Origin of the sequence: Paenibacillus rhizophilus (genome assembly GCF_003854965.1) — a bacterium.
GTDB lineage: Bacteria > Bacillota > Bacilli > Paenibacillales > Paenibacillaceae > Paenibacillus_AQ > Paenibacillus_AQ rhizophilus.
Window position 1 is genome coordinate 121,448 of record NZ_RQPI01000011.1, and the last position, 18,636, is coordinate 140,083.

Consider the following 18,636-nt stretch of genomic DNA (forward strand, 5'->3'; position numbering starts at 1 on the left):
CCTGGCCATATCATGGAGGTCAGCTCCTAAGAGGCGTGTCCGTCATGCTGTAAATCGTCTTCTGCATTTGCGGCGCATTCTGCGGTCCATACTGAACCGTTCGCTCCTTCCGGAGAGGACGGTTCTTCCATTTCTACCAACCCGTTCAGGATTCCGCCCTCCATTATGGAGAGCTTGCCTGCCGCCGCACTGCCGTGCAGACTGCCTGTCGAGGTCAGAATCAGGCTGTGCTTCGCGGTTACATCCCCGAATACTTTACCTGCGATAAATACATCGGCGGCGGTAATGCTGGCATGGACGCGTCCTTGCTCGCCGATCGTTAACGTGCCGCTGCAGCGGATTTCTCCCGTAAAACCGCCGTCAATGCGCAAATTGGTGTCACATTGGATTTTTCCTTCCAGCGTTCCTCCATGGCCGAACAGGGAATCTGTTGAAGCGCCGGGCTTTCCTTTTCCTTTTTTATTCCACATGCTTCATTCCTCCATTTCTTCATCGCGGGTTCATTTCAATTCGGTTGGACATAGGACAAGGGGTTGACGGTCTTGTTCTGTTTGCTGACCTGGAAATGCAGATGAGGGCCGGTGCTTCTTCCGGTGCTGCCGACCTGTCCGATTCGCTGGCCTTTGACGACCTTGTCTCCGGCGGACACTGCCGAGCTGCTGAGATGCATATAGGAGGTCTGCAGCCCGTTTCCGTGGTCAATCACGATGTAATTGCCGCGCGCAGCCGACCATTCTGCGGCAAGGATTGTACCGCTCTGAGCTGCAAATATAAAATCGCCTGTCTGAGCCGCGATGTCGATTCCGGCGTGGAAAGAAGAACTTCCTTTGAAAGGATCGGTACGATAGCCGAAGCTGGAGGAGACGGTCCGGGAGGAAGTGGGCCACAGGAAAGAATGCATCTGGCGCGCGTTATGCCGAAGCTTCTGCTGCTGCAGATCCGCCTCCGCTTTTTGGGCATCCAGTACCGTACGGGAAAGGCTCCGGACCATCTCTTCGAGCATGCCGCTGAGTTCCGTAAGCTCGTCCTTTGTCTCCAGGAGGGTACGGATCTCCCCGTTCCCGTAGGAGGCGACATATTCGCCTCCTACGCGTAAGGCGGGGGTGTCATCGATGGCGGCGGTAAAGGCTCCGATACGGATGGTGATAGCTGAAGGAGAAGCGGAATGGGCCGGCGCGGCGAATATGGCCTTTGACCCGGAGTCTGCGCCGGACGCGGAACCCGTCCCTTGAACGGACATGTCCGCTGTCGATTCCTTACCGTGAGAATCCTCCTTTTGTTGATTAATCAGGTTTTGCAGTTCCTGTTCCAGCGCATCTACGCTTTTTAGCCGTTCCTTGATCGCTTTGGCTTCTTTCGAGAGCCCGGCGGCTTCACTTTGGACCTGCTGCAGCGTTTTTTCCTTATCCGCGATCTTCGCTTCCAGACGAACATTCTGCGAGGACAGGGCGGCGGCTTCGGCCTCAAGTTCCTGCATGGAGCGGGAGGCATGATAATGCATGGAGCTGATCAGACTCGACAAGGACAGAACGGCCGCGGCCGGAAGGGCCATAGCCATCGGTCTGGAAAGCTGAAGCTGTCTGACCGGACGCCCGGCATCCCTGACAACGAGAAGGGTAATCTTATCTGATTGACTTTTCATAACATCTCCTTCCTGCGCCCAGACCGTAAGGCTCGCGGCCGGAAGCTTTGTTGTTCACGTTGTCCATATTACTCTATGTATTCCGGACCGCACGGGATCATGACATGTGATTAATTGAATAAAGCGGGGGAGTTTCGGCAAAACCTGTACTTATGCAGCTTACACGGTCTGTCGCGTACGACAGCAAAGGAGAATAGGACGGCATGAAAATATTCGTTGCAGTGCTGTGTTTGTTTATTGTACAGATCATTGTGATTCTGTTTCTCGAATACCGCCGTCCTCAAAGAGCGGTCGCCTGGCTGTTTCTGCTCTTTTGCTGTCCGCCGCTCGGTCTGCTGGTCTATTACTTTTTAGGCCGGGATTACAAACAGGGCCGCAGGCTTAAAGCTTGCGCCGCAGAAACGCGCTGCGGACTCCACGGGCACGCCGAAGAACGGAGCCGGCCCATAACCCGCGTGGAGGATACCGGTAACCCGGAGCTGGCCGGCCGAAAAGAGCTGCTGCGCTTGCTTTCCGGGCTGTCGGAAAGTCCGGTAACCGGCAGAAACGCCACCCGGATTCTGGTTAACGCGGGCGAAACCTACGCTTCCATGCTTGAAGCGATGGAAGCGGCTTCCGAGCATATCCATCTGGAGGTATATATTTTTCGCGATGACGGTATCGGGGAGAGATTCCAGGATGTCATGATCCGCAAAGCCCGGCAGGGTGTAAAAGTCCGTTTGCTGTGCGACGGGCTCGGCAGCCACAAGCTGAGCCGGCGCTTTCTTCGCGCGTTATCCGGCGCCGGGGTAGAGACGCATTTGTTTCTGCCGCCGCTCGCGTCGCTGCTCGGCGGGCGCTTCAATTACCGCAACCATCGTAAAATCCTTGTGGTGGACGGTCTTGTCGGCTTCACCGGCGGGATCAACATCGGCGACGAATACTTGGGCAAAGACCCGAAAATGGGATTTTGGCGCGATACCCATCTGAAGCTGGAGGGAGACGCCGTCTACTTTATCCAGCGTATTTTCCTGAAAGATTGGCGGCTGGCTTCCGGTGAACGTTTAAGCCATCCGCGTCTGTTCCCCATCCATGCCTGTGAAGGCAAAGAGGGAGTTCAAATCATCGGCAGCGGTCCGGACGGCGCAATCGACTCCGCACAGACTATGATTTTTGCCGCGCTCAGCGCGGCGGAGAAGCGGATTTGGATCGAGACGCCTTATTTTATACCCGATCCGGCAATTTTACGGGCGCTTAAAACCGCCGTTTTGCGAGGAGCGGATGTGCGGATTATCATTCCGGGCAAACCCGACAATGCGTTTGTCTATAACGCCTCTCTTTCGTACTTGGATGATTTGCTGGATGCTGGCGTGAAATTTTACCGTTACCGCAAGGGCTTTATGCATGCAAAGGTATGGATCGCCGACGGTCTGCTGGCTTCTGTTGGCAGTGTCAACCTGGATATGCGGAGCTTCTATTCCAATTTCGAGCTGTCTGCTGTGCTGCTTCAGCCGCAGCGCATCGAAGAACTGGCCGATCAGTTTCGGCGCGACCTGGAGGACAGCGAGGCGGTTGATCCGGATGTTTTCAGCAAACGGGGCAATGCCGCCCGGAGAAAAGAAGAAATTTGCAGCCTGCTTTCTCCGCTTCTGTGAAAGGAAATAGGGCAGGAGATCAAATTCAGCAAGGGTTATTTGGGTTGTCCATTCATTATCGGGTATTGCAATGTGATATAATATAATGACTATTGAAAAATTACGGCAAAGACAGGGGGAGTTCTATGGGTACGAGTCCACACATTCTAGTTAAAGAGGAACCGAATAAACCCCGGAAATCCGGGACAATCAAGACAGCCAGACTGGCGCAGCGTACCGTGATGATGGTAATTGGGGCAGGCATGATGGCCGTGGCGCTAGAAATTTTCCTCGTTCCGAATCAGATGGTCGATGGCGGCATAACAGGCATTTCGATTATGCTGTCGCATATTTTTGATATTCCCCTCGGGATTTTACTGACACTTCTCAATCTTCCTTTTCTTATCGTCGGCTATAAGCAAATCGGCAAGACGTTCGCATTATCCACACTGTTTGCGGTCGTCGTAATGTCGATCGGCACTCAATTGCTTCATCCTGTGCAGCCGATTACGGTGGAGCCGCTGCTTGCAGCGGTATTTGGCGGCGTTATTCTCGGCGTCGGCGTCGGACTTGTGGTGCGTTATGGAGGATCGCTGGACGGCACGGAAATTGTGGCGATTCTGGTTGCCAAAAGACTGCCATTTTCAGTGGGCGAGGTCGTTATGTTCTTCAATCTGTTTATTTTGACTGGAGCGGGCTTTGTGTTCGGTTGGAATAATGCCATGTTCTCGCTGATTGCCTACTATATTGCGTTCAAAATGATTGATGTCACCCTCGAAGGTTTGGATCAGTCGAAGTCGGTCTGGATCATCAGCGATAAATACCGCGATATTGGCGAAGCGCTGACGGAGCGGCTCGGCCGGGGCGTAACTTACCTGCAGGGGGAAGGCGGATTTTCGGGCGAGGACAAGAAAGTTATTTTCGTCGTGATCACCCGGCTGGAAGAAGCCAAGATGAAGGCAATTGTCGAAGACTGGGATTCCGAGGCTTTTGTTGCAGTCGGGAATATCCATGATGTCAAAGGCGGACGCTTTAAAAAGAAATCCATTCACTAAGCACTCATACTCGAAAAAATACGCATACTCAAAACCTCCGCATCGCAGCCTGCGAAAGACGGAGGTTTTGCCGTTTATGGCGCCGAAGATGGACAATCGCTTACCGCAGGCCGGCGATAACAAGCTCCACCGGCTGCGGTGGCAGCTTCGCGATCAGATCGCCCTTGGCGCGCAGGCGTTCTTCAATATTGAGCAGATGATAATCCTCTGGCGAGACATTGCGTTCAACCTCGTCCCATGTCAGGGGCGTGGATACGGTAGCGAGCGGACGGGCGCGGGGGGTATAAGGGGCGGCGAGCGTCTTGCCGCCGTAATGCTGGAGGTAATCGAAGTAGATTTTATCTCCGCGCTGTTTCTTGAGCCGCTCCAGTGTGAACAACTTAGGATGCTTCTCGGTAACATACCGGCCGACAAAATGCCCGACCTTCCGAAGCTCATCAAACGTAACCCCCTGCTTGATCGGGACGATAATCTGCACGCCGGTCGCTCCCGACGTCTTCGGCACCGAAGCCAGCCCGAGCGAATTCAGCACCTTCCCGACAATCGCTGCCGCTTCCATAATCCTGGGCTCCACCTCACGGGAAGGATCAAGGTCGATCATCCATTCGCAAGGAAGGCTGCTGCCGGCATAATGCAGTGAGGGATGAAATTCCAGGGCGGCCAAATTGCCCAGCCAGAGCAGCCCGGGAAGCCCGTCCAGCGAGATGTAGTTAATCTCTTCATGCCTAACGGTGCGGACAAAGGGCGGGAGCGGGTCCGGAGCGTTCTTTTGGTAAAAGGACTTGCCCGGGACTCCATGCGGGTAGCGGATTACCGTCAGCAGCCGGTTCTTGAGATAGCGCAGTAAATACGGCGACAGGGCGGCAAGCTTCTCCAGATAGATGCGCTTGGTTATTCCCCGCTCCGGCCACAGCGGTTTATCGGGATTGGTGATGGGGACCGTTTGTCCTTCGATGGTAATGGAGCCTTTGACGGCGGCTGGCATACGGCATTCCTCCAAAAATGAATGAATACAGGGCGGCAATTAACGATTCGGCAGCAGGCACTCTGAGGGAGAGAGATCGAGCCTGGCTTGAATGCTGGGATGGCGAAGTGTACCGGATTCAGTCCATTCCAGAAAGTGAATTTTAAATACCAGTTCCGGACGAATCCAGAACGCTCCTTTGACCCGCTGCGGGATGGAAGCAAACGGCATGTAGTTCACGGCTAGACTGTGTGAAAGAACGGTTAACTCTTGCCAGTCCTTAACTTTCATCTTCCCGGTGCCCGCGTGTCCGATATAATGCAGACGTCCGTCATCGCCATATAAGCCGAGCAGCAGAGCATTGACCGTGCCGTCCCGGAATGTGACGCCTCCGGCGACGGCATTGAGATCGGAAATGATCTTGCACTTGAGCCAGCGCTTGTCTTTCCCGCCCGGTGTGTAGACGCCGTTCACATCCTTGCAGACTATGCCCTCAAGTCCCTTTGCGCGAGCGGCAGCCAGCAACCCGGCGGAATCGCTGTAGCTCGGTACGGCCTGAACATGCGGGTGAGGCAGCAGCATTTCTTCAAGCAGGCTCCGGCGCTCGGAGAAGGGCCGGTCCATAGTCCATAACCCGTTGCAGTACAAAATGTCGAATACCATATACAGAACCGGAATTTGCCTGACCGTCGAAGCAATGGCGGAATCGTTCTTCAGGCTGTCGCGGCGCATCACTTCGTGAAAAGAAGGTTTTCCTTCACTAAGCGCAATAACCTCACCGTCCAGTATGACGGAATCCGCTTTGCAGTAGCTTGCCGCTGCCGCGATTTCCGGGTACTGCCTTGTGCGGTTATTTTTCCGCCGATTGATCAGCTCCGTGGAACTCCCGTCATAATAGGAGAGCATGCGGACGCCGTCCCATTTAATCTGGGCAGTCCACTGCTCTCCTGCAGGCGGCCGGTCTGTAATCATCGGTTCAAACGGAATGATGGGCGTGAATTTCATCGGCGCAGCCCTAGGATACCGTTTGCTTGCTCTTCGCGCTGCGGCGCTTCGGCTTGGGCGCGATAACAGGCGCCGGGGAAGAAGCGGCGGCCGCTCCGTCGGACGGTATCGCGCTTCCGGCTGCCGCGGCGCCCTCTGCCGTGCCGCCGCCGGCCTTGGGAGCTGCTTTCTTCCGCCCACCCGCCGTTTTGCGGGGTTTGGCCGCAGGAGCGCCCGCCGGGCTGCCCGGATCGGACGGAATATGCTGCACGGCCTCTATGCTGGCCTGAAGCGCGGCCATCAGATCGATCACATTCGTCTCCTGACGCGCCGGAGCGATGCGGATTTCCTCGCCGGCCACTTTGCTTGAGATCAGGTCCAGCATCCGCTGGCGGTAATCGTCCGTATATTTTCCCGGCTCGAACGGCGTCGACAGCTGAGATATAAGCAGTTTGGCCATATCCAGCTCCTTGTCGTTCACCGCACCGGCCTCCGGCAGACTCGGTACCTGGGACACCGGCCGGATCTCGTCCGGGTAGAACATCGTTTCAATCGACAGGCAATTTTCCAGCACCCGAATCGCGGCAAGACTGCTTTTGGAGCGGATGGATATTTTGGCGACGCCGATTTTTCCCGTCTGGCGCATCGCTTCCATCAGCAGGCGATAAGCGCCTGCCCCGGCTTGGTCGGGAGAAAGGTAATACGTTTTCTGAAAATAAATCGGATCGATATCCTTCAAATCCACAAAGTCGAGGATTGTAATATTTTTGGTGCTTTCCTCCGTCAGTGTGTCCAGCTCGTCTTTGTCAAAGACGACGAATTTCCCCTTTTCATACTCATAACCTTTGCCGATTTCTTCCCAGGCCACTTCCTTGTCGCACACCGGACATTTTCGCACATAGGACAAGGGACTGCCGCAAGCCTTATGGATATAGCGCAAGGAGACATCCTTATCCTCAGTGGCCGAGAACATTTTGACCGGAACATGTACAAGTCCGAAGCTGATGGCGCCTTTCCAAACGGTATGCATTGAATAACACCTCATTTTCTAAAAAAATTCCGCTTTGACTTAGTATGAACGGCATCTGTCTTTTTACACCTTGAAGAATTTCGGTTGTGCCGTCCGCCGGATAGAATAGATCTTTTTGCTGCCGGGGAACATAACACTGTCCGGTTTCGGCAAATTCATGGCATGGCGTTATCGCGAATGGAGGCGGGAAGATCGATGTTTCCGGAAAACGGATGGCAGGAGCAAGAGGAATATCCCGACAGATGCGGGACGGCCGTGAACTGGGAAGAGCTTACCGTGCGGCGCCGGGAAGAGGAGATTGTTCCGGGCACGGACAATCTGGATGCGGACCGGACAATCGGAGGACTGACGGAGGACAATCCGGACGATCTGGATGATCGGGATGAGAAGATCAGGATGAGCTGAAACAGGGTTTTGTATAAAAGGGAGGAACAAACATGGACATACAGCGTGCGCAGGATATTTTCGCTTCCAAGGATAACATTTCCGTACATCTGGACGGTGAATCGGTATGGATCGAGCATGTAGATGCGGCAAACGGCATGGCGACCGTTCAGGTCGGCTCGCGGCCAACCAATGTGCATACGGTCGGCGTGGACCGGCTGGAAGAGCAGAAGCCGAAGCACTAGCAGTTTCTATTTCCTTGAATCTTGTGAACTCAAACCAAGAGCCCACGCGGAATGCGCGGGCTCTGATTGTTGTAGGACTGCCGCTGCTTTTCGCCATCCGCTGCTTGTCAGGGCCATTTCATTGCCTAATGAACAATGCGCTGACAGCCCCTGCCGCAGCCAAGGCTACGCAGATATAGAGCGCTATGATGCCGCTGCCCGCCGCTTCGCTGAAGTAGGCCAGAATGGGCGCGGCCACGGCGCCGCCGCCGTTGCCGAATATCGTGTACATGGAGCTGGACCGAATAGCCGCTTTCGAATCGACCAGTTCGGAAGGCAGCGACCAGAAGGGACCGCTGACAATGGACGTCGAGGCGAACGCCAGAATAAGCATGAAGCCCAGCCACTTGATGGAAGTATGCGGTACCGCAACAATCGTGACGACCGACAGCAGGGCTCCGATCAACAGAACGGGATAACGCCGTCCTTTAAACACAAAGTCGGAAATAATCCCGCCCAGAGGCGCGGCCACGAAGGTAACGAAAAAAGTGGCTCCCAGCATCGCTGACGCGGTCTTTTCCGGAATCTCCAAATCGACGGACAGCAGGCGCGGCAGGAAAGAGCTCAGACCGTAAATAAGCCAGCCGTTGACGAATACATAGACGGCAGCCGCCCAAACCCTTGACCGGCGCAGCGCTTCTTTCATGGTTTTAGGCTTGATATACTTCAAATTTCCCGTCGCCGTTCTTGGGTTCTGCTGCGGAACGTTATTTCCGCCCAGCAAATGATCGATCGAAGTCACGCCGGGATAGACCTCATTCAAGCCTTTTACAGTGAAATACACCACAGCAGCCAGGATCACTCCCGGCACGCAGACCATTATCGCGCTTGCCATCTGCCATGACATGCCTGTATCGGTCAGCATCGGGCCGACAATCGAGGGAACGGAAAAGCCTACGCCCTGAAACCCGAACAAAATGCCTGAAGCGATGCCTCTCTGCCTGGTAGGAAACCATACGGAAGTCCCGCCGACGATTGCGCCGATGATTAGCCCGCCCGAAATGCCCTGAAAGAAACGCAGCGCCAATATGGCCGTATAGCTGTCTCCCGCCACCGGAAAGAGCAAAGTGACGGCGGTATTGATCAGAATACCGGCCGTAACGGTTTTACGCGGACCCCATTTTGCGCCCCATGCCCCTCCGATGAGAGGAAAGAGTGTATAAGCGATCATGGAGGATGTGATCAGAAGGGTAACCTCCGTCACCGTAATCTTCCATTCCCTTTGAATGGTAATTCCGAATACGGAAATCAATTGCAGACTCATAAAAAAATGTGCGAAAACAATCACATGGATAATTAATACGTACCAGCGATAGACAGGGGGAGCATCGAGTTTCTTAACTGGATTCTTCGATTGTCTCATATGCTCATCTCCTTTCTCAATATCGGACCGTAACAACATAATGATGATATTTAAAAATTCTCGTTCAGGTGCAAAAATGCTGTTATAATTTTGTTGAACCAGAGAGACCGAAAACTTTCCGGCCGCATTTTGGTGAACCGTGGCAGTCGCCAAGACAAGAAATGATTAAACACAAACCGACAGCACCCAAACATCTGTTAAAGAAGGGCTTGCTGCTCCTTAGTTGGTTAAACTTGGTATTTATAAGCTTAGCTTTATACAAAAAGAAATGAGTTGATCACTTGAAACCTTTGCTTTACGGCGTCTGTTCGGCGCTGTTCTTTGCCATCACCTTTGTACTAAACCGCCGGATGGAGCTGTCCGGAGGAAGCTGGGCATGGAGTTCCTCGCTCAGGTATTTGTTCACCCTGCCTTTTTTGCTGGCCCTCGTGGCCGGACGCCGCAGATTGAAGCCGCTTCTTCGAGAGATGGCTGACAAGCCCTGGTCCTGGCTGCTGTGGGGCACGGTCGGCTTCGGCCTGTTCTATGCCCCGATTACCTTTGCGGCGGCTTACGCCCCGGGCTGGCTGACGGCCGGAACGTGGCAGATTACGATTATTTCCGGCTCCTTGCTCGCGCCGCTGTTTGTTACCCGGATACAAGGACCTCAAGGATTTGTGGCCGGAAGGGGCAAAATTCCGCTTCGCGGACTTGGCCTTTCCGTAATCATTCTCGCGGGCGTTGCGGTGCTTCAACTGGAGCATGCCCAGAAGCTGTCGGTGTCTCAAGTGCTGCTCGGCATCGTGCCCGTGCTCGTCGCTTCCTTTGCCTATCCGCTCGGCAACCGCAAGACGATGGAGCTGTGCGGCGGCAGGCTGGACGTATTCCAGCGCATTCTTGGAATGACTCTTGCCAGCATGCCCTTCTGGATATTGGTCGCGCTGTTCGGCTGGAAGGAGTCTGGCCTTCCTTCCCAGGGCCAACTGGTCCAGTCAGCCATTATCGCGCTTTCATCGGGCGTTGTGGCGACGGTGCTGTTCTTCCGGGCCACCGATATGGTCAGACACAGCATGACGGGACTGGCGGCGGTGGAGGCAACACAGTCGCTTGAGGTACTGTTTGCTCTGCTTGGGGAGATGCTTATACTGTCCGCTCCCGCTCCGACCGTTCTGTCATGGGCCGGAATTGCCGTTATTATTATTGGCATGATCTTGCATAGCTTATTCTCCCATTCCAAACCGGAGAAGGAACGCACCGAAAAGCAAACTGAACGAGAGAGCGTTTCTGCGGCGCAGTGAGACCCGGGCGTGTTGCGGTAAGGCTGTGGGACCGATATAATAAAATGTATTCAAAATTTCGGACGATAGCTGCGGATACGCCGCTCTGTCAAAGGATGGTTGTTGCAGTTGGAAAATAATCCGGAAGCGGTATTTACCTTCCGTTCACGCAGCCTGCGGGAGACGGAAGCACTGGCGGCGGAGCTGGCCGCAGCGGCAGCGCCGGGCTGGGTCATCGGACTCGACGGCGATTTGGGCGCCGGCAAGACGGCGTTCTCGCAGAGCTTTGCCCGGCATTTGGAAGTCCCGGGCATTGTCAGCAGTCCTACGTTTACCATTATCAAGGAATATGCGGGCCGTGTCCCGCTGTACCATATGGATGTGTACCGGCTGTCTCTTGAGGAGGCGGACGAGCTTGGCTTGGACGAATATTTTTTTGGACAGGGAATTTGTCTGGTGGAATGGAGCAGCATTATTGCGGAGCTGATGCCTGAACGGCATATGCATATCCGCCTGGAGTCGACCGGGCCGGAGGAACGCGTGATTACAGTGGCCGGAACCGGAGAGCCTTATGCGGGCGTCTGCCGCGGACTGATACAGAAGTGGGGTTAAGAAAGAATGACGAGTGCAAATGAACAGCCGCGCAAGCGGTTTTTGGCGTTGGATACGGCGACGGCATCGCTGGGCGTGGCGGTGACCGAAAGCGGCAGAGTGGTTCATGAAATCAATGCGTCGGGAGAACGAAACCATTCCGTGCATCTTCTGCCGATCATCGGGGAGGCGCTGCAGGCTTCGGGCGGCGCCGGCATGCTGGAAGGCATCACCGTCGGCGTGGGCCCGGGCTCCTATACGGGAACCCGGATTGCCGTGACGGCGGCCAAATCGCTGGCGTGGAGCTGGAAGCTCCCCGTCTGCGGCGTGTCCACCCTTCAGGCGCTGGCCTGGGGCGGCTGGAATGCCGGTTCGGGAAGCCCTGATGAAGCCGCCGCCGAAAGCGTGCGGCCAGAAGACCGCTTCGGGCCGGACTGGATTGTTCCGCTGCTCGACGCGCGGCGCGGGCAGGCTTATACAGCGCTGTTCGCCGCAGACGGCGGAAACGCGCCGCGGCGACTGGCGCCGGACTCAATCCGCTTGATGGCGGACTGGGTGCAGTCCCTTGCGGAGCGCCTGGAGGAAGCGAAGGCGCAGGGGGAACGTCCCCGCCGCGTATGGTTTGTCGGCGAGGCGGCGGCGCATGGCGGCGCGGATTCGCTGAAGCCGCTGGAGGGCGCCGCCGAGCTGCGCGTTCTGCCTTATGATCTGGAAGGGCGCTGGATCGGATTTTTGGGGGAAGCTCGGCACGCTTCGGGAGACATCGACGATGTGCACAGCCTGATCCCGAATTATACGCAGCTTGCGGAAGCGGAAGCGAGTTTGCTTAAAGCCGGCAAAGGGGGCGTGAAATCGAAATGATGGAAGCTGAACCGGCAAAAGGGCGGGAAGAAGGCCTTGTTTTTCGGCTCATGAAAGTGGAGGATATCCCGGATATTCTCGTAATTGAACGGGAAGCCTTTACGATGCCCTGGACGGAAGAAGCCTTCCGCAATGAGCTGACGCATAACCATTTTGCCAAATACATGATTATGGAATTTGACGGCCGCATTATCGGCTACGCGGGAATGTGGGCGATTGTGGATGAAGCGCATGTCACGAATATCGCGCTGCTGGAGGCGTACCGGGGGCGCAAATGGGGCGAAAGGCTGCTGGACGAGCTGATGAAGACCGCCTCCTATCTCGGGATGAAATCGATCACCCTGGAAGTGCGGGTATCAAACGAAGTCGCCCAGAATTTGTACCGCAAAAAGGGTTTCCGGCCCGCCGGACTCCGCAAAGGATATTACTCCGACAACCGCGAGGATGCAATGATAATGTGGGCGGATCTGCCCTCATATCTGGATATGTAATAGCGTACAGGGTTATGGAAGGAAGAGTGGGAATGGAATGAAGGACGAAACGGGAGCTGAAAAGCCTGTCTATATATTGGCGATCGAAACGAGCTGCGACGAGACGTCGGCGGCTGTCGTAAAGAACGGCTGCGAGGTGCTGTCAAACATCATTTCCAGCCAAATTGAAACCCACCGCGCTTTCGGTGGGGTAGTGCCCGAAGTGGCCTCCCGCAAGCATGTGGAGGTTATTACCCTGATCGTTGAAGAGGCGCTTGCCCGGGCGGAAATAACGCCGGATAGGCTGAACGCGGTGGCGGTAACGCAGGGCCCGGGCCTGGTCGGAGCTTTGCTGGTCGGCGTTGTGGCCGCCAAAGCGCTCGCGCTGGCCTGGAATAAGCCGCTGATCGGGACGCATCATATTGCCGGACATATTTACGCGGGCCGGCTGGTGAAGGAACTGAAGTACCCGTGCATGGCGCTGGTAGCTTCAGGAGGGCATACGGAGCTGGTCAGTCTGGAATCCGAAGGGCGTTTCCGGATTATCGGGCGTACACGCGACGACGCGGTCGGCGAGGCTTACGACAAGGTAGCCCGGGCGCTCGGGTTCCCTTATCCCGGAGGCCCGCATGTGGATAAGCTGGCGCATGAAGCGGCGGAAGCTGCGGCGCTCCCCCGGGTATGGCTGGAGCCGGATTCCTACGATTTCAGCCTCAGCGGCTTGAAGTCGGCGGTTCTGAATCTCGTGAACCAGAGCCGGATGAAAGGGCAGGAGCCCGATGCAGCGGCTATCGCCCGGGGATTTCAGGAGTCCGTCGTCGAGGTGCTGGTCGAAAAAGCCGTCCGCGCCGTCCGCGCCACCCATGCGCGGCAGCTGCTGCTCTGCGGCGGGGTCGCCGCGAACCGGGGTCTGCGTGAAGCGCTGACGGCCCGCTGCGAAGAAGAGGGCATCGAACTGATCATCCCTCCCGCCGTCTACTGTACGGATAACGCCGCCATGATTGGCGCCGCGGCTTACACCAAGTGGCTTCATGACGGCGGCACTCCGCTGGACATGGTAGCCGATCCCGGCTTCTCTCTTGAAAATTGGTCGGTACAGACCTATTGACAGCAGGGAAGGCCCGCGCGTATAATCGTGGCAATCATAATGACAAACGCAATGATCGGAAACAGTAAGGTAATTCCGGGGATAAAGAGAGCTGCGGGGCGGTGCGACGCAGCCGAAGGAGACCTGAACTCGTCCGGGAGCGGAGTGGCGGAATAAATGCATGTCTGGCTGGAATCATCATTTGCCAGGCATCAACCCGGCAGTGCACGGCCGGTGGGAAGTACGCCGTTACGGGTCGTCCCCGTGAAAGGACGGTCATACAGAAAGGAAGAAGCCTCCAGGCTTTACCGGACCGTATGACAGCAAAGTGGATATCTCGATGAAGCCCGCCTGTGCGCGCCGAGCCGAAATATCAACAAGAGTGGTACCGCGAAGGCACAGCCTGTCGTCTCTTGAAGAGACGGCGGGCTTTTTTTGTTATTATCAGACAGTATAACGCAATGAACGGGAGCAGTAGAAGGGAAGATGGCGCGCAGAGAGCTGCGGTTCGGTGCGAAGCAGCGGCCATCCCCTTTGAATCTCGCCCGGGAGCGTAAGCGGCGGAAACCGCAGCTTGCAGCCCTGCCGATTTGGAATCCGGGAATGGCCATCCGGGTATTCTGGCAGCAGGTCAAGCAGCGGCGGGTACGCGGCTTACGGATAGTCCCCGTTACCGGACATTCTCTGCAAGACGCCGCTTGAGTGGTGCGGCGCTTCAAGAGAAGATAAGCTGGACGCAGCCAGGGAAAATGCACGGATTCCCGTTTAGGCGCGTCAAGAAGAGTGGTACCGCGGAGGGGAAACCCGCCGTCTCTTTGAAGGAGACGGCGGGTTTTTTGCGTTCTCAACACAACAAGAATGTAACGCTTAAAGCAGGGCTAAAACTTTAAATTCGGGAGGAATTCACAATGATAGTACAGCCGCGAAAGAAGATTCACATTTTCGATACGACGCTCAGGGACGGGGAGCAGGCGCCGGGCGCAAGCCTGACCCCGGAGCACAAAATGGTGCTCGCCGGCAAGCTCGCCGAGCTTGGGGTGGATGTGCTGGAGCCGGGATTTCCGGTATCCAGCCCCGGAGATTTTGCGGCGGTGCAGGCGATTTCCCGCCAAATCCGGAATGTTGAAATTTGCGGCTTTGCCAGGGCCGTCAGAGGTGATATCGATGCGGCCGTCAAGGCGACGCAGGATGCGGAGAGACGGCGCATCCATCTGTTTATTTCCTCGTCTGATATCCATTTGCGCCATCAGCTGCGCAAGACCCGGGCCGAGGTCGTTGCGACGGCGCGGGAAATGACCGCATACGCCCGCCAGTTCTGCGATGCCGTGGAGTTCACAGCCATGGACGCCGCGCGCACGGGCATCGACGAGCTGATTGAAATGGTCGAGGCGGTCATTGAGGAAGGCGCGACGATAATCAATCTGCCGGATACCGTCGGCTATGCTCTGCCGCAGGAATACGGCGAGATGTTCCGCCGGGTGCGGCAGGGAGCCAGAGGCGGCGATAAGGTCAGCTACAGCGCCCACTGCCATAACGACCTGGGCCTGGCGGTTGCCAACAGCCTTGCCGCGATTGCCGGCGGCGCGACACAAATCGAAGTTACCGTCAATGGGATCGGAGAGCGGACGGGCAACTGCGCAATGGAGGAACTGGCGATGGCGCTGGAAACCCGGGGAGAGGCGCTGAACGCGGCTACGGGGCTGGCCTTGGACAAGCTGTACGAAACTTCGCGCCTTGTCAGCGAGACGATGCATTTTCCGCTTGCTTATAACAAGCCGGTCGTCGGCCGGAACGCCTTCCAGCATGAATCGGGCATCCATCAGGACGGGCTGCTCAAAGACCGCAGCACCTATGAAATTATGGACCCGGAACGTCTCGGCATTCCCCGCAGCATGATCATTCTGGGCAAGCATTCCGGCCGGCATGCCCTGAAGGACCGGGTCGCCAAATACGGCATCACCCTGCAGCCTGCCGAACTGGAGGAATTGTACGAATCCTTCAAGGTGACTGCCGACCGCCAAAAGACCGTCAGTGACGACCAACTGCTGCAAATGGTAAGCCAATCCACCGGCCATCAGGCTCAAAGGTATGAACTGGGCGAGGTTCAAGTGCTCGCCGGCAGCGCGCCGCGCCGGGTCGCCGCTGTGACGGTTCGCCATCTGCGGTCCGGTTTGGAGAGATCGCATACGAGCATTGGCGACGGTCCGCTGGAGGCGGTGATCGCGGCTATTTCCCAGGGAATTGACGAAAAGCTGGATTTTGCGGGACTGGAGCTGCATTCGCTCGGAAGCGGGGAAGACGCCTACGCCGAGGCCGAGGTGTATGTGGAGTGGAACAATGCGAGATTCAGGGGAACGGCGATCCATCAAGATATCGTTATGGCTGCCGGTCTTGCCTATGTTGCCGCGTGCAACGCCGCCCTGCTGTCATCCGTGGTCTAACGGACGGCGTGTCCTCCGCAAGCATTCCGTGAACCGAAAGCGTATCTTTTACCGCGGCCGGCGCAGCTGCAAGCCGGCGCAGCCCGCTGCCCTCACAGGGCGGCGGGTTCTTTTTTTGCATAAATCGCGGATCGTTCCATAGAGGGACGTTTTTTGTCAAGCTGTGGACAAGGTTATCCACATATTCCGCCGAATCTGTGTAAAAATCGTGTAAAGTCAGCATTCAAGCCAGTTTTTTTAACTCCTAAGGCAGGGTATAATTTCTCAACAGAAAGCAGTGAAAAATGTGGATAATGTGGATAATGCGGTGGATAAAAAAGTCTTGACAGCACAAATAGCGATTTGACGCATAAAAAAAGACCCGAAGGTCCTTTTTTTGGTAATAGTTATGCACGATATCTGGGGACAACCCTGTGGATAATTATTTAGGATCTGATCCTAATTCGTATCGTCGGCCAGAACTTCCCATTCGCTAAAAAATTCGGCGAGCCGCTGTTTTTTTTCATTTAAATCCCGTTCATGCTCCTGCAGCGCCATATAGTCCTGGTAGATCTCCGGCTTCGTCATATCCGTTTCGATTGCTGCGATGTCTTCCTCCAGTTTGGCAATGGCGTTCTCCAATTCGGCCAGCCGCCGCTGACGGCCCCGTTCCTCGCGTTTGGCCTGTTTGTCGGTTTCGTATGAGGCGGCGCCTCCTTTATCGGCAGCGGATACCCCTTTTTCAGCGCTAGTTGAAGGAGAAGAAGGCACACTCCCGGCATCCTCGCTGGCGAGATCCTCCAGTTCTCCTTTTTTCGCGATATAGTCGTCGTAATTTCCGAGATAAGGGTTTATTCCGTCCGGATGAAGTTCCAGCACACGCTCGGTCATTTTATTCAGGAAATAACGGTCATGGGAGATAAAGAGCAGGGTTCCTTCAAAATCGATCAGCGCGGATTCGAGCACCTCGCGGCTGACAAGGTCGAGATGGTTGGTCGGTTCGTCGAGAATAAGCATGTTCGCGCCCCGCAGCATCAGCTTGGAGAGCGCCACCCGCGCTTTCTCGCCGCCGCTAAGCGCGGCTATTTTCTTCTGCACATCCTCGCCGCTGAACAGGAAATTGCCGAGAATCGTCCGGATTCGCGCCTCCTCCAGCATCGGATATTCACTCCAGAGCTCCTCCAGTACGGTATTCTTCGGATTCAGCCGGGTCTGCTCCTGGTCGTAGTAGCCGATCTTCACCTTGGCTCCCCAGTTCACGCTTCCGGCGGACGGCTCGCGGGTGCCGATCAGGCATTGCAGCAGAGTCGACTTGCCGATGCCGTTCGGACCGATCAGGGCGGCTGTCTCGCCGCGGCGAAGCTCGAAGGACGCATGCTTGAACAGAGGATTGCCCTCTCCGAAGGCTACAGCGACTTCCCTGACCTGCAGCACTTCCCTGCCGGAATGAAACGCCGGTTCGAAGGAAAAGTTCGCTTTTTTCAGGTCGCCGAGCGGCCGATCGATCCGGTCCATTTTTTCCAGCGCCTTGCGCCGGCTCTGCGCCCGTTTCGTTGTGGAGGCCCGCACGATGTTGCGCTGCACGAATTCCTCCATCTTGGTGATCTCGTCCTGCTGCTTCTCGTACTGTTTGAGCCTGCTCTCATACTCGGCGGCCTTGAGATCCACATAGCGGCTGTAATTGCCCGTATACCGGCGGGACTCATGCCGTTCGATTTCCACAATGGCCGTCACCAGCCGGTCAAGAAAATAGCGGTCATGGGATACGACCAGTATGCCGCCAGAGTACCCGCGCAGATAGTCCTCCAGCCAGGTCAGCGTTTCGATGTCGAGATGGTTGGTCGGTTCGTCCAGCATCAGCAGGTCGGGAGCCTGGAGCAGGATGCGGGCGAGCGCCAGGCGGGTCTTCTGCCCTCCGCTTAAGGTCGAAATCGGCGTGTCGGTAGGGAAGTCCCCGAAGCCCATTCCGTGGAGTACGCTGCGGATGCGTGTATTCATTTCATAGCCGCCGTGGTCCTTGAACCAGTCCGACCGGACGGCATACCGTTCAAGCAGCTCCTCATAGCGCTTCTCGTTCTCCGCCGCTGCCGGATCGGCAATTTGCTCCTCAAGCTGACGCAGTTCGGCCTCCGCCTCGATTAGGGGCGCGAATACGGCCAGCATTTCCTCATGAATGGTGCGGTCAGACTGCAGCCCGCTGTTCTGGGCCAGATACCCGACCGTCGTTTCCTTGGATTTATAAATTTGACCGCCGTCATGGGACAGCTCTCCGGCCAAAATTTTAAGCAGGGTCGACTTGCCGGCTCCGTTGACACCGACGAGCCCGACCCGTTCCTTCTCGTTTACCTGCAGGTTGATGCCTTCCAGCACGGGCTGGATGCCATATAATTTCGTGATTCCTGACGCTTGAAGAAGCATGACAAATGAAACCTCCACCCTATAAGACTTCGCTGCGGCCAGCGATTCTGGCACTGTGCCGCTTTTGGACCTATATTCCTAATATTAGTGTACATGAAAAGACTTTTTTGCGCGAGGTCAAAGGGTTCCGGGGGCGTCTTGGCGAATTCGGAGCAACAGTGGTAAACTGGAGGTAAGGATTTGCCCTGTAATGTAAGACATTTATTCCGCTTCC

Annotated in this window: 18 protein-coding genes and 1 pseudogene; 11 read left to right on the forward strand and 8 right to left on the reverse strand. The window is 56.0% G+C overall.

Annotated elements, in window-relative coordinates; genetic code table 11:
- Positions 1–26: 26 nt before the first annotated feature.
- Together EH198_RS17575 and EH198_RS25375 are read right to left on the reverse strand one after the other, a co-directional pair.
- Positions 27–470, reverse strand: coding sequence for a bactofilin family protein (locus EH198_RS17575; protein WP_124696824.1), 444 nt, complete (start codon positions 468–470; stop codon positions 27–29).
- Between the two features lie 35 nt (positions 471–505).
- On the reverse strand, positions 506–1,642 hold the full coding sequence (locus tag EH198_RS25375; protein ID WP_281278018.1) for a M23 family metallopeptidase: 1,137 nt from the start codon (positions 1,640–1,642) through the stop codon (positions 506–508).
- 203 nt (positions 1,643–1,845) lie between these two features.
- On the opposite strand from EH198_RS25375, the gene cls reads away from it, so the two are divergent.
- Both cls and EH198_RS17590 read left to right on the forward strand, forming a co-directional pair.
- Positions 1,846–3,276, forward strand: coding sequence for a cardiolipin synthase (gene cls / locus EH198_RS17585; protein WP_124696825.1), 1,431 nt, complete (start codon positions 1,846–1,848; stop codon positions 3,274–3,276).
- Between the two features lie 125 nt (positions 3,277–3,401).
- Complete coding sequence (locus tag EH198_RS17590) at positions 3,402–4,310, forward strand: YitT family protein (protein WP_124696826.1); 909 nt, start codon at positions 3,402–3,404, stop codon at positions 4,308–4,310.
- Between the two features lie 100 nt (positions 4,311–4,410).
- Here EH198_RS17590 and ligD read toward each other — a convergent pair whose 3' ends face one another.
- From ligD to ku, 3 genes are read right to left on the reverse strand one after another with little or no spacing between them, the layout of a single operon-like run.
- Complete coding sequence (gene ligD, locus EH198_RS17595; protein WP_124696827.1) at positions 4,411–5,295, reverse strand: non-homologous end-joining DNA ligase; 885 nt, start codon at positions 5,293–5,295, stop codon at positions 4,411–4,413.
- Between the two features lie 39 nt (positions 5,296–5,334).
- On the reverse strand, positions 5,335–6,279 hold the full coding sequence (locus EH198_RS17600) for an ATP-dependent DNA ligase (protein ID WP_124696828.1): 945 nt from the start codon (positions 6,277–6,279) through the stop codon (positions 5,335–5,337).
- Positions 6,280–6,289: 10 nt separating this feature from the next.
- Positions 6,290–7,288 (reverse strand): non-homologous end joining protein Ku, encoded by a 999-nt coding sequence (ku, locus tag EH198_RS17605; RefSeq protein ID WP_124696829.1) that lies wholly within the window; start codon positions 7,286–7,288, stop codon positions 6,290–6,292.
- A gap of 195 nt (positions 7,289–7,483) precedes the next feature.
- Between ku and EH198_RS17610 the strand changes: the two genes are divergently transcribed.
- Together EH198_RS17610 and EH198_RS17615 are read left to right on the forward strand one after the other, a co-directional pair.
- The gene (locus EH198_RS17610; RefSeq protein ID WP_124696830.1) at positions 7,484–7,693 is read left to right on the forward strand and encodes a hypothetical protein; all 210 of its coding nucleotides are present in this window, start codon (positions 7,484–7,486) and stop codon (positions 7,691–7,693) included.
- A gap of 32 nt (positions 7,694–7,725) precedes the next feature.
- Positions 7,726–7,917 (forward strand): H-type small acid-soluble spore protein, encoded by a 192-nt coding sequence (locus tag EH198_RS17615; RefSeq protein WP_124696831.1) that lies wholly within the window; start codon positions 7,726–7,728, stop codon positions 7,915–7,917.
- Positions 7,918–8,035: 118 nt separating this feature from the next.
- On the opposite strand, the gene EH198_RS17620 is transcribed toward EH198_RS17615, so the two are convergent.
- A complete protein-coding gene (locus EH198_RS17620) occupies positions 8,036–9,319 on the reverse strand; it encodes an MFS transporter (RefSeq protein ID WP_185702944.1) in 1,284 nt (427 codons plus the stop codon).
- Positions 9,320–9,369: 50 nt separating this feature from the next.
- A pseudogene (locus tag EH198_RS25435) lies at positions 9,370–9,516 on the reverse strand (helix-turn-helix domain-containing protein); the annotation flags it as partial.
- Between the two features lie 84 nt (positions 9,517–9,600).
- Between EH198_RS25435 and EH198_RS17630 the strand changes: the two are divergent.
- The 7 genes from EH198_RS17630 to EH198_RS17660 all read left to right on the forward strand — a co-directional run bounded on the left by EH198_RS17630 (position 9,601) and on the right by EH198_RS17660 (position 16,025).
- Complete coding sequence (locus tag EH198_RS17630) at positions 9,601–10,596, forward strand: DMT family transporter (protein WP_124696834.1); 996 nt, start codon at positions 9,601–9,603, stop codon at positions 10,594–10,596.
- 108 nt (positions 10,597–10,704) lie between these two features.
- Positions 10,705–11,187, forward strand: coding sequence for a tRNA (adenosine(37)-N6)-threonylcarbamoyltransferase complex ATPase subunit type 1 TsaE (gene tsaE, locus EH198_RS17635; RefSeq protein WP_124696835.1), 483 nt, complete (start codon positions 10,705–10,707; stop codon positions 11,185–11,187).
- A gap of 6 nt (positions 11,188–11,193) precedes the next feature.
- The gene (tsaB, locus tag EH198_RS17640; RefSeq protein WP_124696836.1) at positions 11,194–12,027 is read left to right on the forward strand and encodes a tRNA (adenosine(37)-N6)-threonylcarbamoyltransferase complex dimerization subunit type 1 TsaB; all 834 of its coding nucleotides are present in this window, start codon (positions 11,194–11,196) and stop codon (positions 12,025–12,027) included.
- Positions 12,024–12,518 carry a ribosomal protein S18-alanine N-acetyltransferase gene (gene rimI, locus EH198_RS17645; protein WP_124696837.1) on the forward strand — a complete coding sequence of 165 codons (495 nt, stop codon included), beginning with the start codon at positions 12,024–12,026 and terminating at the stop codon, positions 12,516–12,518. The genes tsaB and rimI overlap by 4 nt, the downstream gene beginning before the upstream one ends.
- Before the next feature lie 37 nt (positions 12,519–12,555).
- Complete coding sequence (tsaD, locus tag EH198_RS17650) at positions 12,556–13,605, forward strand: tRNA (adenosine(37)-N6)-threonylcarbamoyltransferase complex transferase subunit TsaD (protein WP_124696838.1); 1,050 nt, start codon at positions 12,556–12,558, stop codon at positions 13,603–13,605.
- A 465-nt stretch (positions 13,606–14,070) separates the two neighbouring features.
- The gene (locus tag EH198_RS17655; protein WP_124696839.1) at positions 14,071–14,286 is read left to right on the forward strand and encodes a hypothetical protein; all 216 of its coding nucleotides are present in this window, start codon (positions 14,071–14,073) and stop codon (positions 14,284–14,286) included.
- Between the two features lie 206 nt (positions 14,287–14,492).
- Positions 14,493–16,025 carry a 2-isopropylmalate synthase gene (locus tag EH198_RS17660; RefSeq protein ID WP_124696840.1) on the forward strand — a complete coding sequence of 511 codons (1,533 nt, stop codon included), beginning with the start codon at positions 14,493–14,495 and terminating at the stop codon, positions 16,023–16,025.
- Positions 16,026–16,463: 438 nt separating this feature from the next.
- On the opposite strand, the gene EH198_RS17665 is transcribed toward EH198_RS17660, so the two are convergent.
- A complete protein-coding gene (locus EH198_RS17665; protein WP_124696841.1) occupies positions 16,464–18,422 on the reverse strand; it encodes an ABC-F family ATP-binding cassette domain-containing protein in 1,959 nt (652 codons plus the stop codon).
- Between the last annotated feature and the right edge of the window lie 214 nt (positions 18,423–18,636).

Bases quoted from the DNA above. Each gene is read 5' to 3' on its own strand.
- EH198_RS17575 (WP_124696824.1), bottom strand. From the start codon at position 470: ATGTGGAATAAAAAAGGAAAAGGAAAGCCCGGCGCTTCAACAGATTCC.
- tsaD (WP_124696838.1), top strand. From the start codon at position 12,556: ATGAAGGACGAAACGGGAGCTGAAAAGCCTGTCTATATATTGGCGATC.
- ku (WP_124696829.1), bottom strand. From the start codon at position 7,288: ATGCATACCGTTTGGAAAGGCGCCATCAGCTTCGGACTTGTACATGTT.
- EH198_RS17655 (WP_124696839.1), top strand. From the start codon at position 14,071: ATGGCGCGCAGAGAGCTGCGGTTCGGTGCGAAGCAGCGGCCATCCCCT.
- EH198_RS17610 (WP_124696830.1), top strand. From the start codon at position 7,484: ATGTTTCCGGAAAACGGATGGCAGGAGCAAGAGGAATATCCCGACAGA.
- EH198_RS17600 (WP_124696828.1), bottom strand. From the start codon at position 6,279: ATGAAATTCACGCCCATCATTCCGTTTGAACCGATGATTACAGACCGG.
- EH198_RS17590 (WP_124696826.1), top strand. From the start codon at position 3,402: ATGGGTACGAGTCCACACATTCTAGTTAAAGAGGAACCGAATAAACCC.
- rimI (WP_124696837.1), top strand. From the start codon at position 12,024: ATGATGGAAGCTGAACCGGCAAAAGGGCGGGAAGAAGGCCTTGTTTTT.
- EH198_RS17615 (WP_124696831.1), top strand. From the start codon at position 7,726: ATGGACATACAGCGTGCGCAGGATATTTTCGCTTCCAAGGATAACATT.
- tsaB (WP_124696836.1), top strand. From the start codon at position 11,194: ATGACGAGTGCAAATGAACAGCCGCGCAAGCGGTTTTTGGCGTTGGAT.
- EH198_RS25375 (WP_281278018.1), bottom strand. From the start codon at position 1,642: ATGAAAAGTCAATCAGATAAGATTACCCTTCTCGTTGTCAGGGATGCC.
- cls (WP_124696825.1), top strand. From the start codon at position 1,846: ATGAAAATATTCGTTGCAGTGCTGTGTTTGTTTATTGTACAGATCATT.
- EH198_RS17620 (WP_185702944.1), bottom strand. From the start codon at position 9,319: ATGAGACAATCGAAGAATCCAGTTAAGAAACTCGATGCTCCCCCTGTC.
- EH198_RS17665 (WP_124696841.1), bottom strand. From the start codon at position 18,422: ATGCTTCTTCAAGCGTCAGGAATCACGAAATTATATGGCATCCAGCCC.
- EH198_RS17660 (WP_124696840.1), top strand. From the start codon at position 14,493: ATGATAGTACAGCCGCGAAAGAAGATTCACATTTTCGATACGACGCTC.
- ligD (WP_124696827.1), bottom strand. From the start codon at position 5,295: ATGCCAGCCGCCGTCAAAGGCTCCATTACCATCGAAGGACAAACGGTC.